Origin of the sequence: Mesobacillus sp. (genome assembly GCF_047739415.1) — a bacterium.
Lineage (GTDB): Bacteria > Bacillota > Bacilli > Bacillales > Cytobacillaceae > Mesobacillus.
This window is the reverse complement of sequence record NZ_JBIQOE010000193.1, coordinates 1-14,123: the sequence shown is the minus strand read 5'-3', so window position 1 is coordinate 14,123 and position 14,123 is coordinate 1. Positions and strand designations below refer to the sequence as shown.

General features: G+C 43.2%; 17 protein-coding genes. All 17 read left to right on the top strand.

Features of this window, described 5'->3' with window-relative positions; all coding sequences use genetic code 11:
• Positions 1 to 95 precede the first annotated feature (95 nt).
• The 17 genes from ftsY to dprA all read left to right on the top strand — a co-directional run bounded on the left by ftsY (position 96) and on the right by dprA (position 13,925).
• On the top strand, positions 96 to 1,100 hold the full coding sequence (ftsY, locus tag ACH0QE_RS15430) for a signal recognition particle-docking protein FtsY (RefSeq protein ID WP_415801473.1): 1,005 nt from the start codon (positions 96 to 98) through the stop codon (positions 1,098 to 1,100).
• 100 nt (positions 1,101 to 1,200) lie between these two features.
• Positions 1,201 to 1,530, top strand: a complete 330-nt coding sequence (locus ACH0QE_RS15425; protein WP_415801472.1) for a putative DNA-binding protein — start codon at positions 1,201 to 1,203, stop codon at positions 1,528 to 1,530.
• A 13-nt stretch (positions 1,531 to 1,543) separates the two neighbouring features.
• The gene (gene ffh, locus ACH0QE_RS15420; protein ID WP_415801471.1) at positions 1,544 to 2,896 is read left to right on the top strand and encodes a signal recognition particle protein; all 1,353 of its coding nucleotides are present in this window, start codon (positions 1,544 to 1,546) and stop codon (positions 2,894 to 2,896) included.
• 109 nt (positions 2,897 to 3,005) lie between these two features.
• Complete coding sequence (rpsP, locus tag ACH0QE_RS15415; protein WP_041964495.1) at positions 3,006 to 3,278, top strand: 30S ribosomal protein S16; 273 nt, start codon at positions 3,006 to 3,008, stop codon at positions 3,276 to 3,278.
• Between the two features lie 14 nt (positions 3,279 to 3,292).
• Complete coding sequence (locus ACH0QE_RS15410) at positions 3,293 to 3,523, top strand: KH domain-containing protein (RefSeq protein ID WP_023614919.1); 231 nt, start codon at positions 3,293 to 3,295, stop codon at positions 3,521 to 3,523.
• Between the two features lie 220 nt (positions 3,524 to 3,743).
• Positions 3,744 to 4,136 carry a YlqD family protein gene (locus ACH0QE_RS15405; RefSeq protein WP_041964494.1) on the top strand — a complete coding sequence of 131 codons (393 nt, stop codon included), beginning with the start codon at positions 3,744 to 3,746 and terminating at the stop codon, positions 4,134 to 4,136.
• Between the two features lie 7 nt (positions 4,137 to 4,143).
• Positions 4,144 to 4,662, top strand: a complete 519-nt coding sequence (gene rimM / locus ACH0QE_RS15400) for a ribosome maturation factor RimM (protein WP_415801470.1) — start codon at positions 4,144 to 4,146, stop codon at positions 4,660 to 4,662.
• Complete coding sequence (gene trmD / locus ACH0QE_RS15395; protein WP_415801488.1) at positions 4,662 to 5,402, top strand: tRNA (guanosine(37)-N1)-methyltransferase TrmD; 741 nt, start codon at positions 4,662 to 4,664, stop codon at positions 5,400 to 5,402. Before rimM ends, trmD begins: the two co-directional genes overlap by 1 nt.
• A 130-nt stretch (positions 5,403 to 5,532) precedes the next feature.
• Positions 5,533 to 5,877 (top strand): 50S ribosomal protein L19, encoded by a 345-nt coding sequence (rplS, locus tag ACH0QE_RS15390; protein WP_041964491.1) that lies wholly within the window; start codon positions 5,533 to 5,535, stop codon positions 5,875 to 5,877.
• Positions 5,878 to 6,090: 213 nt separating this feature from the next.
• Positions 6,091 to 6,645: a signal peptidase I gene (lepB, locus tag ACH0QE_RS15385; protein WP_102262176.1), complete on the top strand. Its 555-nt coding sequence runs from the start codon at positions 6,091 to 6,093 to the stop codon at positions 6,643 to 6,645.
• Positions 6,646 to 6,705: 60 nt separating this feature from the next.
• The gene (gene ylqF / locus ACH0QE_RS15380) at positions 6,706 to 7,593 is read left to right on the top strand and encodes a ribosome biogenesis GTPase YlqF (protein ID WP_415801469.1); all 888 of its coding nucleotides are present in this window, start codon (positions 6,706 to 6,708) and stop codon (positions 7,591 to 7,593) included.
• A gap of 77 nt (positions 7,594 to 7,670) precedes the next feature.
• Positions 7,671 to 8,441 (top strand): ribonuclease HII, encoded by a 771-nt coding sequence (locus tag ACH0QE_RS15375; RefSeq protein ID WP_415801468.1) that lies wholly within the window; start codon positions 7,671 to 7,673, stop codon positions 8,439 to 8,441.
• A gap of 22 nt (positions 8,442 to 8,463) precedes the next feature.
• Positions 8,464 to 10,320, top strand: a complete 1,857-nt coding sequence (locus ACH0QE_RS15370; RefSeq protein WP_415801467.1) for a hypothetical protein — start codon at positions 8,464 to 8,466, stop codon at positions 10,318 to 10,320.
• Positions 10,317 to 10,601 (top strand): EscU/YscU/HrcU family type III secretion system export apparatus switch protein, encoded by a 285-nt coding sequence (locus tag ACH0QE_RS15365; RefSeq protein WP_415801466.1) that lies wholly within the window; start codon positions 10,317 to 10,319, stop codon positions 10,599 to 10,601. The genes ACH0QE_RS15370 and ACH0QE_RS15365 overlap by 4 nt, the downstream gene beginning before the upstream one ends.
• Positions 10,602 to 10,922: 321 nt before the next feature.
• Entirely contained in the window at positions 10,923 to 12,083 is a 1,161-nt protein-coding gene (gene sucC / locus ACH0QE_RS15360) for an ADP-forming succinate--CoA ligase subunit beta (RefSeq protein WP_415801465.1), read from the top strand.
• A 22-nt stretch (positions 12,084 to 12,105) separates the two neighbouring features.
• A complete protein-coding gene (sucD, locus tag ACH0QE_RS15355; RefSeq protein ID WP_041964485.1) occupies positions 12,106 to 13,008 on the top strand; it encodes a succinate--CoA ligase subunit alpha in 903 nt (300 codons plus the stop codon).
• A gap of 62 nt (positions 13,009 to 13,070) precedes the next feature.
• Entirely contained in the window at positions 13,071 to 13,925 is an 855-nt protein-coding gene (gene dprA / locus ACH0QE_RS15350) for a DNA-processing protein DprA (RefSeq protein WP_415801464.1), read from the top strand.
• Positions 13,926 to 14,123 lie beyond the last annotated feature (198 nt).

Here is a 14,123-nt window from a genome sequence, read left to right as displayed (position 1 = left end):
ATACCGTTCCGTCTAGAGGAGTCAGGAGCCGCAACTTGTCCATTCCTGTAGAGGAACGAGATATTTTTGAATTAAAGTAGGAAGGCGATGGGACTGTGAGTTTTTTTAAGAAGTTAAAAGAAAAGTTTACGACTCAGACTGAGAGTGTCACAGAGAAATTCCGAGATGGCTTGACGAAAACAAGGGATAATTTCTCTAACAAAGTGAATGATCTCGTATCACGATACCGGAAAGTAGATGAAGAATTTTTCGAAGAACTTGAAGAAATCTTGATCCAGGCAGATGTAGGCTTTGACACAGTAATGGAACTTGTCGAGGAGCTGAAAAAAGAGGTTAAGCGCCGCAACATTCAGGACACAAAAGATGTTCAGTCTGTTATTTCCGAGAAGCTTGTTGAGATCTATGAGGCCGGAGCAAATGATGACTCTTTCCAGCTAAACATCCAGGAAGATGAGTTGACAGTCATATTATTCGTCGGTGTCAATGGTGTCGGCAAAACAACGACCATCGGCAAATTAGCCCATAAATTCAAAAGTGAAGGAAAGAAGGTCCTTCTTGCGGCAGGAGATACATTCCGAGCCGGTGCAATCGAACAGCTTGAGGTTTGGGGTGATCGCGTTGGTGTCGACGTCATCAAGCAGGCAGAAGGTTCTGACCCCGCTGCTGTTATGTATGATGCTGTCCAGTCTGCGAAGTCACGAAAGGCAGATATTCTGATTTGCGATACTGCCGGCAGATTGCAAAATAAGGTTAATCTCATGAAGGAGCTTGAGAAGGTAAAGCGTGTAATTGAGCGCGAGGTTCCGGGTGCTCCTCATGAAGTCCTGCTTGTGCTTGATGCAACGACTGGCCAGAACGCTCTGATACAGGCTAAAACCTTCAAAGAAGCAACTGATGTGAGCGGCATTGTCCTGACTAAGCTTGATGGAACGGCGAAGGGCGGAATTGTACTCGCGATCCGCAATGAGCTGAACATTCCGGTTAAATTTGTAGGACTAGGCGAAAAAATGGATGATCTTCAGGAATTCGATGCTGAAAGATATGTTTATGGACTGTTCGCTGACCTGGTTGAGGAAGAGGAAGAAGCGGAGGAATCCTGATATACCAACAAAACGCTGTAAAGAACTTTTCTTGACAGGGAAGATGATCGTGTGTAAACTCTTAATGTAAAGGTATTTCACTTAACATGGGGGAATCCAAATGCTTGAGAAAACGAACCGCATGAATTATTTGTATGACTTTTATCAGGCATTGCTTACTCCAAAACAAAGCAGTTATATGGCTCTATACTATCTTGATGACTATTCGCTCGGGGAAATTGCTGAAGAGTATGATGTTAGCCGGCAGGCTGTATACGACAACATCAAACGGACGGAAGCGATGCTCGAGGAGTACGAAGAGAAGCTGTTATTGTTCGAGAAATTCCAGAAAAGAAGTGAGCTTATTTCAAAAATGAAAAAGCTTGTGGGCAATGGAGAGAACAACCACGATTTAAATGAAATGATTGCCGAGCTTGAGAAATTAGACTAGGGAGGCACATGATATGGCATTTGAAGGATTGGCCGACCGACTGCAAAATACGATGCAAAAAATCCGCGGAAAAGGCAAGGTAACTGAAGCGGATGTAAAAGAAATGATGCGAGAGGTCCGTCTGGCTCTACTTGAGGCTGACGTTAATTTTAAAGTTGTAAAGGACTTCGTTAAGAAAGTCACTGAAAGGGCAGTTGGCCAGGAGGTTGTAAAAAGCCTGACACCGGGCCAGCAGGTCATCAAGGTTGTTAAAGAAGAACTTACCGAGTTAATGGGTGGCGAGCAAAGCAAGATTGCTGCCGCCAATCGCCCGCCGACAGTCATCATGATGGTCGGACTTCAAGGTGCAGGTAAAACGACGACAACCGGAAAGCTTGCGAATCTCCTGCGGAAAAAATATAACCGTAAGCCAATGCTTGTAGCAGCGGATATCTATCGTCCGGCTGCCATCAAGCAGCTTGAGACGCTTGGCAAGCAATTGAGCATGCCAGTTTTCTCACTGGGAGACCAGGTCAGCCCTGTAGAAATCGCAAAGCAGGCAATTGCCAAGGCAAAGGAAGACCATAATGACTATGTTCTGATCGATACAGCTGGTCGTCTTCATGTTGACGAAAACTTGATGGATGAGCTTAAGCAGATCAAGGAACTTTCAAAGCCGGATGAAATTTTCCTTGTCGTCGATGCGATGACAGGTCAGGATGCTGTCAATGTTGCCCAGAGTTTCAATGAACAGCTAGGTTTGACTGGCGTCGTCCTGACAAAGCTTGATGGTGATACACGAGGCGGTGCCGCGCTGTCAATTCGCGCTGTTACCAATACTCCGATCAAATTTGTCGGTCTCGGTGAAAAGCTTGATGCTCTAGAGGCTTTCCACCCTGAAAGAATGGCTTCAAGGATTCTCGGTATGGGTGACGTCCTGACGCTAATCGAGAAGGCCCAGGCAAACGTCGATGAAGAAAAAGCGAAAGAGCTCGAGAAAAAAATGCGTACAGCATCATTTACCCTTGATGACTTCCTGGACCAGCTTGGCCAGGTAAGGAAGATGGGGCCGTTGGATGAAATCCTAAAAATGATGCCGGGTGCGAATAAAATCAAGGGCATGAACAATCTTCAAATCGATGAAAAACAGATTTCGCATGTCGAGGCGATCATTCAGTCTATGACAGCAAACGAAAAGACCCATCCGGAAATCATCAACGCCAACAGGCGGAAACGGATTGCAAAGGGAAGCGGAACATCCATACAGGAAGTCAACCGTCTGCTTAAGCAGTTCGAAGATATGAAAAAGATGATGAAACAGATGACGAACATGCAGCAAAAAGGCAAGAAAAAAGGCGGTTTCAAGATGCCGTTCAATCCTTTTTAACTTGTAAATTCAGGAATTTTCAGTCTGTAAAGAAAAAACCCTTTACAAGCTGTTTTCAATTTGATATTATTCTATCTTGTGTGAAACTATTCGGAGGTGCTTATTTAAAATGGCAGTAAAAATTCGTTTAAAGCGTATGGGAGCTAAAAAGTCTCCTTTCTATCGTATTGTAGTAGCTGATTCCCGTTCACCACGTGACGGTCGTTACATCGAGTCTATTGGAACTTACAACCCGGTTGCTCAACCAGCAAAGGTTGAACTTAACGAAGAGTTAGTTCTTAAGTGGTTGAACGACGGTGCAAAACCATCTGATACTGTGCGTAACTTGTTCTCTAAGCAAGGTATCATGGAAAAATTCCACAACGCTAAGCTAAGCAAGTAATTGTGGACACGCCCATGAAAGAATTAATCGAGACGATCGTGAAGCCACTTGTTGATTTTCCTGAAGATGTCCATGTAAATGAACATGAAGAGGATCAGCGCGTTACCTATAAGCTTTCCGTCAACAAAAGTGATATGGGCAAAGTAATTGGTAAGCAGGGACGCGTTGCAAAGGCGATTCGAACAGTAGTCTATGCAGCAGGTTCATCACAGCAAAAGAAGATTTTCTTGGAAATCGTCGAATAACAATCAGAAAAGATAATACAATATGATTGTTTGAAAAGGGAGGGGTAACCCTCCTTTTTTCTATTTGTAGAAATTAAGGTATAATAGATACTTGGAATAATGATAAGCTTTAAGATGCAATTGTAATCTGGAACCTGCCTTGAAAAGGACTGGAAAAACCAGCTCGGAAAAGGTCTGGAAAATAATGCTGTGATAAGGTTGGCTTTAAGGAGGAAATGCTTTGAAGGTACTGCAAACAATCATTGTCAAACAGGTGCTGACAGAAGAAAGCAAGGAAAGAATCCACCAAAAATATCACGCCAGAAAGCTTCAGCTGCAGAAAGAATGCGATCAACTGAGATTTGAATTGAAAAAGCTGGAAAAATCCAGGAAGTTTTCGCCTGAAACATTGAAGAAGCATTTTGAACAAGAAATTAAAGTCCATAAAGAAAAAATCAAGCTCCTGGATTTTCAAATAGAACAACTACATATTCTTCCGCTTGGGAGTGAAATTAAAGAAACGGAGTTGCAGGGTGTCGTCGAAGTAAGTGTAGGTGACCAATGGGATGAGTTTCTTTCAGGAAAGACTATTATTGTGAAAGATGGCATCGTGGCCGAAATTCGCGAGAGGTGATTGAGTAATGGAAAAGTATTTTAATGTTGGAAAAATTGTAAATACACATGGGATACGCGGGGAAGTTAGGGTGATATCAAGGACTGACTTTCCTGAGGAACGCTACAAGGTAGGGAATTCTTTACTTTTATTCATGCCTGGTTCAAAGGATTCGAAAGAATTGATAGTGAAAAGCCATAGGACTCACAAGAATTTTAACCTGCTGACCTTTGAAGGTTTCGAAAATGTCAACGAGGTAGAAAGAATGAAGGGCGGCATCCTAAAGGTTCCAGAAACGCAGCGTGGTGAACTGGAGGAAGGCGAATTCTATTTCCAGGATATTATCGGCTGTAACATGGTAACAACGGAAGGTGAAGAACTTGGCAAGGTAATCGAAATCCTCACTCCTGGTGCCAATGATGTCTGGGTTGTCAAAGGAGCAAATGGAAAAGAACTCCTCATCCCTTATATCGAGGACATAGTGAAAAAAGTCGACGTCAAGGAAAAGCTTATTGTAATTGAGCCGATGGAAGGGCTTCTTTCATGATGAATATCGATGTTCTGTCTATTTTTCCAGAAATGTTTGAGGGTGTGTTCGGCTCTTCAATCCTAAAAAAGGCTGCTGAAAAAGAGGCAGCACAATACAATGTAGTCAATTTTCGGGACTTTGCCGATAACAAGCACCAGACGGTGGATGACTATCCATATGGCGGCGGTGCTGGCATGGTGTTAAAGCCTCAGCCGATTTTCGATGCTGTGAGTGATTTGAAAGAGCGCGCAAAAAGCACTTCCCCGAGAGTGATCCTCATGTGCCCTCAGGGTGAACGGTATACACAGAAGAAAGCGGAAGAACTCGCAAAGGAAGAACATTTGATTTTTATCTGCGGCCATTATGAGGGATATGATGAGCGGATCCGTGAACATGTCATCACCGATGAGATTTCAATCGGAGATTATGTACTGACCGGCGGAGAGCTTGGAGCGATGGTCGTCATCGACAGTGTCGTGCGCCTGCTTTCAGGTGTACTGGGCAGTGAAGAGTCGCATATCCAGGATTCCTTCAGTACTGGCCTGCTTGAGCATCCCCACTATACTAGACCAGCAGACTTCCGTGGAATGAAGGTCCCGGATGTCCTGGTTTCTGGCAATCATAAGCTGATAGATGAGTGGCGGATGAAAGAAAGCCTAAGAAGGACCCTGCAACGAAGGCCCGATCTTTTCGAAGAAGCAGAGCTGACAGAACAGCAAAAAAAATGGCTGAATGAACTGATAAAACTTTATGAATAATATTGCAGTCAGGCGCTGTTTATGTTAAGATACTTCTTGTGGCTAAAAGCAAACATGCTGTATGTCACTTATAACAATGTTCCGCTGCAATGAAAGTGTGCAAGAGCATTCGTGGGAGGAGTTGAAAACGATGCAACAATTAATCGAAGAAATCACAAAAGCACAACTTCGCACTGATCTTCCATCTTTCCGTCCTGGTGACACAGTACGTGTACACGTTAAGGTTGTCGAAGGAACTCGTGAACGTATCCAGTTGTTTGAAGGTGTAGTGATAAAGCGTCGTGGTGGTGGAATCAGCGAAACTTTTACAGTTCGTAAGATTTCTTACGGAGTAGGCGTTGAGCGTACTTTCCCTGTTAACACACCAAAAATTGCGAAGCTTGAAGTTATCCGTCGCGGTAAAGTACGCCGTGCGAAACTTTACTACCTACGTAACCTGCGTGGTAAGAAAGCTCGTATCAAAGAAATTCGATAAGAATGAATGTCAAAAAGGAGCTTGCCTAGCCAAGCTCCTTTTTCATTCAAATTCTTTTCCTGACGAAATGCAATATTTAAAAAACGGAACTTGATTGAAAGCTATTATTAAATTTATTTTAAAAATCATTGCCCATCGTGTTTATCTTGTCTGACTTATGTAAAATAAAGTTATGTACTCAAACAACATATATTTTGGAATGGTGGGAAAAGAATGGCCGAGAAAAAGAAGAATGAACTATGGGAATGGACGAAGGCACTTCTGATTGCTGTCGTGCTGGCAGCGGTTATTCGATACTTTTTATTTGCACCAATCGTGGTGGACGGTTTATCGATGATGCCTACACTCCACGACCAGGACCGAATGATCGTGAACAAGCTTAGCTATAAAGTTGGGGAGCCCGAAAGATTCGATATCATCGTCTTTCATGCACCCGAAAACAAAGATTACATAAAAAGAGTAATCGGCCTTCCAGGCGATAAAGTAGAATATAAAAATGACACATTATATGTGAATGGGAAAGCATACGAAGAACCATACTTGGAAGAATATAAAAAACAGGTGATTGATGGGCCGCTGACAGATCCTTTCACACTGGAGGAGAAGATCGGCAGGGAGACTGTACCTGAAGGCCATCTTTTCGTTATGGGTGATAACCGTCGTTTCAGCAAGGATAGCCGCCACATTGGCACTGTACCTTTTGAAGAGGTGCTGGGAAAGACCAGCATCATCTATTGGCCTATTGAAGATATTCGTACAATAGACTAGGACATGACAAGATCCCTACAGGCATACGGGAGCTTGCTAAACAGATAGGAGGTGGCTGCTTTGACGATCCAATGGTTTCCAGGCCATATGGCTAAGGCTCGCAGAGAGGTCACGGAAAAATTAAAGCTTGTGGATGTCATCTTTGAATTGGTGGACGCGCGGATACCGTATTCGTCCAGGAACCCTATGATTGATGAAATCATCCAGCACAAACCAAGAATTGTTTTACTGAATAAAGCAGATATGGCGGATAAAGCCGTTACAGAACAATGGCTGCGCCACTACCGTCAAAAAGGAATTACCGCACTGGCAATCAACTCACAGGCCGGTACTGGTCTAAAGCAAATCGTCCAGGAGTCCAAGGTCCTCCTAAAAGACAAGTTTGATCGCCTGAAATCAAAAGGTGTCAAGCCGAGAGCTATTCGGGCAATGATTGTCGGCATCCCAAATGCTGGTAAATCGACCTTGATCAACAGGCTTGCCGGTAAAAATATCGCCCAGACCGGGAATAGGCCTGGAGTGACGAAATCTCAGCAATGGATTAAAGTAGGCAAAGAGCTCGAACTTCTGGATACTCCGGGAATCCTTTGGCCAAAGTTTGAGGACCAGGAAGTAGGCACAAGGCTTGCAGTTACTGGGGCAATCAAAGATACGATCCTTAATCTTCAGGATCTGGCTGTATATGCTTTGAGGTTTTTAGAGAAGCATTACCCAGAACGGCTGCAGGAGAGATATAAGCTTTCCGAACTGCCCGAGGAGATTGTGGAGCTTTTTGATCAGATTGGCGATTTTCGCGGCTGCAGAATGCCTGGTGGATACGTTGATTATGACAAAGTCGCAGAGCTTGTGATCAGGGAAATACGGACAGAAAAATTAGGTCCGCTATCCTTTGAACGACCTGAGGATTTGACCTCTGTGGAAGAAATAGAAAATGACACTCAAAAATAAAGGTCCTGAGTCCAGGGCCTTTATTTTTGATTTAAACTGCCGATACATAATAAAGAAGTATTACTAGGAGAAATTTTATGGAGAAATTTACAATTGGTGAAATTGAACAACAGCTTTTCGGGAAAGAGGAAGTAAACAATGAATTCCTGAAAGCATTAAAAAAAGATAGTCGCAAGGGTGTACAAAAACTTGTCCTGAAATGGGAAAGGCAGGAAGAGCAAAAGAAACAAGTCCATGAACAATTCGTCAACATGACTTCGTTTGAAAGAAAATATCGATCGGAAGGGTTCGAGTATATTGCCGGGATTGATGAGGCCGGACGAGGACCTTTAGCCGGTCCAGTGGTTGCAGGGGCAGTCATCCTGCCGGAGAACTTTTATCTTCCAGGTCTGAATGATTCTAAAAAACTGACAGAATCAAAAAGGGAAGAATATTTTGAAGTCATCATGTCTGAAGCCCTGGCTGTCGGAGTAGGACTGATCAGCGCTGCGGAAATAGATGAAATCAATATTCTCCAGGCAAGCAAGAAAGCGATGCTTTCTGCTGTGAATCAACTAGGGATCACTCCCGATTTTCTTTTGATTGATGCCGTCAAGCTGGACACACCTTATCCGTTTGAAGCGCTGATTAAAGGTGATTCCAGAAGCATATCCATCGCGGCAGCTTCCATTATTGCCAAAGTAACGAGGGACAGACTGATGAAAGAACTCAGTATCGAATTCCCGCCCTATGGATTCGGGGCAAATATGGGGTATGGAACCGCTGAACACTTAAGAGCTATCAAGGAGCATGGTGTCACAGATCATCACAGGAAGACATTCGCTCCCATAAGAGAGTATATTCAGTAGAACTTGGTAAAGCAGGTGAACCATGGAAACAGGAGCGCTGCAAGGCTTATTTAACCAAAAAACAACACAGCAAGTTAAAACAGCTGAATTTCGGCCCGGCCAAATCATTAATGGGAAAATCCTGAAGCTCTACCCTGATCAAGTAGCAGAAGTGCAAGTCGGCAACCAAAAAATGATCGCAAAATTAGAAACTCCATTATCTGCAAATGAACGGTACTGGTTCCAGGTTCAGCCTGGTGAAGGAAAGATTTATTTGAAGGTGATTGGATCAGGTAGTGAGGATAAGGTCCAGCCGGGAAGCATGTCAAAGATTCTTGGAGAATTTGCGATGCAGCCAACAAAGGAGAACCTGGAACTTGTCCGTTTTTTTATCAAGGAGCAGCTTCCTGTAAACCGTGAACTTCTAAAGCAGGCGGCAGAGTGGCTGAGTATGGCGGATTCCCGCAGTGCTGGTCAAGATGCTATTAAGTTGATCCTGACTAGAGGGTTTCCCGTTACAAAGGCTGCGTTTGATGCCCTCTACACCACCACCAAAGAACAATCTCTGGTCCAGTTGATGGATAAACTTGAAAAGACTTTAGACACGGCGTGGAATTCTGCGGCAGGTGCAAATCTTAAAAAACTTTTGAATGAAATGCTGCCATCCAGCAAAATAATGAATTCTGAAGCAGCCGTGAATAATTTAGCGGCAATATGGCTTAAACGGGAAGGTCAGAAAAGTCAAGTTGCTCTGGATCTGCTTAAACAGTTTGGTGCGATTACTTCGAAAAGCACTGAAAGCAATCTTTTACAGCAGATGCTGGTCAGGCTTCAAAGCTTAAGCGCAATTGGAGATGAATTCCCTGAGGGGCTGAATTTCGCCAAAAATATCATAACACTCATAGGAAATGGCGACAATTCTACAGCCAGACAGATGATTTCAAATTTGATTCCTGAAAAAACATTCCTAGCTAATGAGCTGGCAGAATCACTTAAATTGTTATTCTACCGAACTTCTGGAAAAGAAGCGGAGGCAAAGCAAGGACTTCAGGCTTTCAAGCAGTTAATCTCAATGGTGAGTGATGGAGAGTCCCTATCCGTCCTGATGGGAGAAAAGGATACGTGGCGACAAGCTGGAGTAGACTTGCTTAAGGTTGCGGGACAGCCCCAATCCGGCAATTTAACAGGCCTGCATACACAGCTGCTCTCTGAAGCAGTTGCCAAAGCAGAACAGCCAGCTCCACTGCAAGAAACTGGCACCGCACTGCTCACCGATACAAGGATAAAACAATTCCTATCAGCCCTGGGTCTGTCTTACGAACAACAGCTTAGCGAAGTTCTAAAAGATGGAGAGATTGGCAAGGCACAACTATCAGAGACACTTAAATCCCTTGTTCTGCGCCTGTTGAACGAAAATCCTCCGCCTGCTGTTAAAGAAGCTGCAGAGTTGGTCTTAAACAAACTCACCGGATTTCAGCTGCTTTCCCAGGAAGCGGGTCCGATCCAGCAGCTCGTTGTGCAAATACCCTTTATGCTGGGTGGAAAAACGAATGAACTTACGATGCAATGGAGCGGGAAGAAGACTGAAGACGGAAAAATAGACGCTGATTTTTGCCGTGTGCTCTTTTATCTTAAACTTGAGCATTTGGATGATGTAATCGTTGATATGCAAGTGCAGAATCGAATTATGAGTGTCCAGATTTTTAACGAAAATCCCACTCTGAGAAAAATGGCAGAAGAAATGACACCGTTATTGAAATTGAAGCTAGCGGAAATCGATTATCATTTGTCCTCTGTTCACTTCCATGTTCCTGGGCAATCCCAGACAGGGAGAAATCAACGCAGCCTGGCAAATCTTTATGGCCAAAAAGAATATAGCGGAGTGGATATTAAAATATGAAACCACCTAAGCATACAAGGAAAACAGCTGTAGCCCTGGGGTATAACGCCGGAAATATGGACGCTCCTAAAGTAATGGCAAAGGGTAAGGGTCTCGTTGCTGAACAAATCATTGAAAAAGCGAAGAATCATGAAATTCCCATCCAGGAAGATCCTTCACTCGTTGAAGTCCTGAGCCAGCTGGAATTAAATGAGCGAATTCCAGAAGAGTTGTATCAAGCAGTAGCCGAAGTATTTTCCTTTGTCTATCATTTGGATAAACAAACAGGAAGACAAAAATAATATTTTCACAATGAAAACCAACAGAATGAATATAGCTTTTTTAGCATGAATTTTTATTGTCAAAGCCGGGAAACGCAATGATTCCGGCTTTGACTATCCGCAAGCTTTCTCTTCGTTATTTTTTTGCAATATTTAAAATGGCGAAATATTTAAATCATAAAGGTAGACAATCAATAATTCATTATATAAAATGAAAGCGCAGTCTATTTTTTAGAAATTTAAATGAATTATATTTTCTACTTAGGAAAATGAATTTGCGGAGCGGGTAGCTAGGCGATTCTGTATTTTTGTTCGTTTTTCTAATAGATAGGAGGATGGGAAATGAATGTCCATGAGTATCAAGGAAAAGAAATCCTCAGAAAATATGGGGTAAAAGTACCGAATGGAAAGGTTGCTTTTACAGTCGATGAAGCTGTTGATGCAGCTAAAGAGCTTGGCTCATCAGTAGTTGTCGTAAAAGCTCAAATCCATGCTGGCGGAAGGGGTAAAGCCGGCGGTGTCAAGGTTGCAAAGAACCTTGATGAAGTACGTACATATGCTTCTGAGATATTAGGTAAGACACTGGTTACTCACCAGACTGGTCCAGAAGGCAAGGAAGTAAAGCGCCTGCTTATCGAAGAAGGCTGCGATATCAAGAAAGAATACTATATCGGTCTTGTTCTTGACCGCGCAACTTCTCGCGTTGTCCTAATGGCTTCTGAAGAAGGTGGAACGGAAATCGAAGAAGTGGCAGAAGCTACTCCTGAAAAGATTTTCAAAGAAGAAATTGATCCTGTAGTCGGCTTGATGCCATACCAGGCTCGCCGTGTTGCATTCAATATCAATATCCCGAAAGAACTAGTGAACCAGGCTGTTAAGTTCATGATGAGCCTGTACACAGCTTATATCGAAAAAGATTGTTCTATCGCTGAAATCAACCCGCTTGTTGTAACAGGCGATGGTCAGGTTATGGCACTTGATGCGAAATTGAATTTTGATTCAAACGCATTATACCGCCAGAAGGATATCGTTGAGTACCGCGACCTTGAAGAAGAAGATCCAAAGGAAATCGAAGCATCGAAGTATGACCTAAGCTATATTTCTTTGGATGGAAATATCGGCTGCATGGTTAACGGTGCAGGTCTTGCGATGGCAACTATGGACATTGTGAAGCATTATGGCGGAGACCCCGCCAACTTCCTTGATGTTGGGGGCGGTGCAACTGCTGAGAAAGTAACGGAAGCTTTCAAAATCATCCTTTCAGATCCAAATGTTAAGGGTATCTTTGTTAATATCTTCGGAGGCATCATGAAGTGTGATGTAATTGCTACTGGTGTAGTAGAGGCAGCCAAGCAGGTTGGACTTGAGGTTCCTCTTGTCGTTCGTCTTGAAGGTACTAACGTTGAACTTGGAAAACAGATTCTTAATGAGTCTGGCTTGAATATCATTGCTGCTGAATCAATGGCAGACGGCGCTGAAAAAATCGTTTCATTAGTTAAGTAGGATCGAAAGGAGAGAATTTGACGTGAGCGTATTCATTAATAAAGATACAAAGGTCATTGTTCAAGGAATTACGGGTTCAACAGCCCTTTTCCATACAAAACAAATGCTTGAATATGGTACGAAAATTGTTGGAGGAACATCTCCAGGCAAGGGTGGTACAGAAGTAGAAGGCGTTCCTGTATTCAACACAGTACAAGAAGCTGTTGATGCAACAGGCGCAAATGCGACAGTAATCTATGTACCAGCACCATTTGCTGCAGATGCGATTGTCGAAGCTGTTGATGCTGAGCTTGATTTGGCAATCTGTATCACTGAGCATATCCCAGTCTTGGACATGGTCAAGGTTAAGCGCTACATGGAAGGAAAGAAGACTCGCCTGGTTGGTCCTAACTGCCCTGGCGTAATCACTCCTGATGAGTGCAAGATCGGCATCATGCCTGGATATATCCATACCAAAGGACATGTTGGCGTTGTATCCCGTTCTGGAACGCTGACATATGAAGCGGTACACCAGTTAACTCAAGAAGGAATCGGCCAGTCTACAGCTGTGGGCATTGGCGGAGACCCGGTTAATGGAACGAACTTCATCGATGTCCTGAAGGCATTCAATGAAGATCCAGACACATATGCTGTCATCATGATTGGTGAAATCGGCGGCACGGCTGAAGAAGAAGCAGCTGAGTGGGTCAAGGCTAACATGACGAAACCAGTTGTTGGCTTCATCGGCGGAAGAACTGCACCTCCAGGGAAGCGCATGGGCCATGCTGGTGCGATTATTTCTGGCGGAAAAGGAACTGCAGACGAAAAAATCCGCGTAATGAATGAATGCGGCATTCAGGTTGCTGAAACTCCATCCGTAATGGGCGAAACGCTAATTCGCGTTTTGAAGGAGCAAGACCTTTACGACAAGTGCAAAACACACTAAAACATTCAATCAGACAGTCCCTCTTAACAGAGGGGCTGTTTATTAATCCCAGGGGGAAGCATATGGATGAATTAAAAAAGAAACTGATCCAGCTTGTCCATAGCAGGCATGCGAGCTGGAAAGCAATTTACTCCATACTTAAAGCAAATGCTGTATTGAGCAAAAACGAAGCTGCTAACTATCCTTCTATCCATCCTCGAACAGATCAACTCACCAAAGACCATCAATTAATCTCCGTCGACAAACTTCTAAATGACTATGCCACACAGAACATTCACCTAATCACTATTTTTGACGACGACTATCCAGATAGGCTTAAGACAATCTATCAACCACCATGGATGCTGTTTGCCAGAGGAAATCTATCTTTGTTAAAGCAAAAAGAAAGCCTTGCAGTTGTTGGGTCAAGGAACGCCACAGCATATGGCATTGGAGCGATCGACTATTTATTTCCCTCATTAATAGATAAAAATGTACTGATTGTTAGTGGTCTCGCAAAGGGAATCGATGCCCATGCCCATAAAGCAGCCATTAAATTGGGCGGGAAAACAATAGGTGTCATAGCTGGCGGGTTTCACAATCTATATCCAAAGGAAAATATTAAATTGGCAGAGTACATGATGGAAAAACAACTGGTATTATCAGAATATCCACCAGCTACAATGCCTGCGAAATGGCAATTTCCAATGAGAAATAGGATTATCAGCGGTCTTTCAGAGGGTACACTTGTTGTTGAAGCGAGGAAAAAGAGTGGTTCATTGATCACGGCAGATTTTGCTTTGAATGAAGGAAGGGATGTATTTGCTGTCCCCGGCAGCATTTTGAGTCCGGATTCTGATGGAGGCCACTATTTAATCCAACAAGGAGCCAAACTGGTTAAAAGTTCAGAGGATATTTTAGAGGAACTCGGAATGTAATGTGGAATATTATTGAGATAACTGTATAAAATGCAAAAAAGCAGAACCTAAACGAATGGATAAAATTTTTTGGTATGAGGTTTAATAAGAAGGTTGAAGGACAGAGAATATAGGTAGAAGCTTAGCAGTTCATTGTCTAAAGTGGTAGTGTTGAGTTGGTAAAAGTTTTGAAAATATACTTTTTTAGCAGGTTATTTT

What these genes read in the sequence shown, in the direction of transcription:
- ACH0QE_RS15425 (WP_415801472.1), top strand. Translation starts at nt 1,201, where the DNA reads ATGCTTGAGAAAACGAACCGCATGAATTATTTGTATGACTTTTATCAG.
- ffh (WP_415801471.1), top strand. Translation starts at nt 1,544, where the DNA reads ATGGCATTTGAAGGATTGGCCGACCGACTGCAAAATACGATGCAAAAA.
- rpsP (WP_041964495.1), top strand. Translation starts at nt 3,006, where the DNA reads ATGGCAGTAAAAATTCGTTTAAAGCGTATGGGAGCTAAAAAGTCTCCT.
- ACH0QE_RS15410 (WP_023614919.1), top strand. Translation starts at nt 3,293, where the DNA reads ATGAAAGAATTAATCGAGACGATCGTGAAGCCACTTGTTGATTTTCCT.
- rimM (WP_415801470.1), top strand. Translation starts at nt 4,144, where the DNA reads ATGGAAAAGTATTTTAATGTTGGAAAAATTGTAAATACACATGGGATA.
- trmD (WP_415801488.1), top strand. Translation starts at nt 4,662, where the DNA reads ATGAATATCGATGTTCTGTCTATTTTTCCAGAAATGTTTGAGGGTGTG.
- rplS (WP_041964491.1), top strand. Translation starts at nt 5,533, where the DNA reads ATGCAACAATTAATCGAAGAAATCACAAAAGCACAACTTCGCACTGAT.
- lepB (WP_102262176.1), top strand. Translation starts at nt 6,091, where the DNA reads ATGGCCGAGAAAAAGAAGAATGAACTATGGGAATGGACGAAGGCACTT.
- ACH0QE_RS15375 (WP_415801468.1), top strand. Translation starts at nt 7,671, where the DNA reads ATGGAGAAATTTACAATTGGTGAAATTGAACAACAGCTTTTCGGGAAA.
- ACH0QE_RS15370 (WP_415801467.1), top strand. Translation starts at nt 8,464, where the DNA reads ATGGAAACAGGAGCGCTGCAAGGCTTATTTAACCAAAAAACAACACAG.
- ACH0QE_RS15365 (WP_415801466.1), top strand. Translation starts at nt 10,317, where the DNA reads ATGAAACCACCTAAGCATACAAGGAAAACAGCTGTAGCCCTGGGGTAT.
- sucC (WP_415801465.1), top strand. Translation starts at nt 10,923, where the DNA reads ATGAATGTCCATGAGTATCAAGGAAAAGAAATCCTCAGAAAATATGGG.
- dprA (WP_415801464.1), top strand. Translation starts at nt 13,071, where the DNA reads ATGGATGAATTAAAAAAGAAACTGATCCAGCTTGTCCATAGCAGGCAT.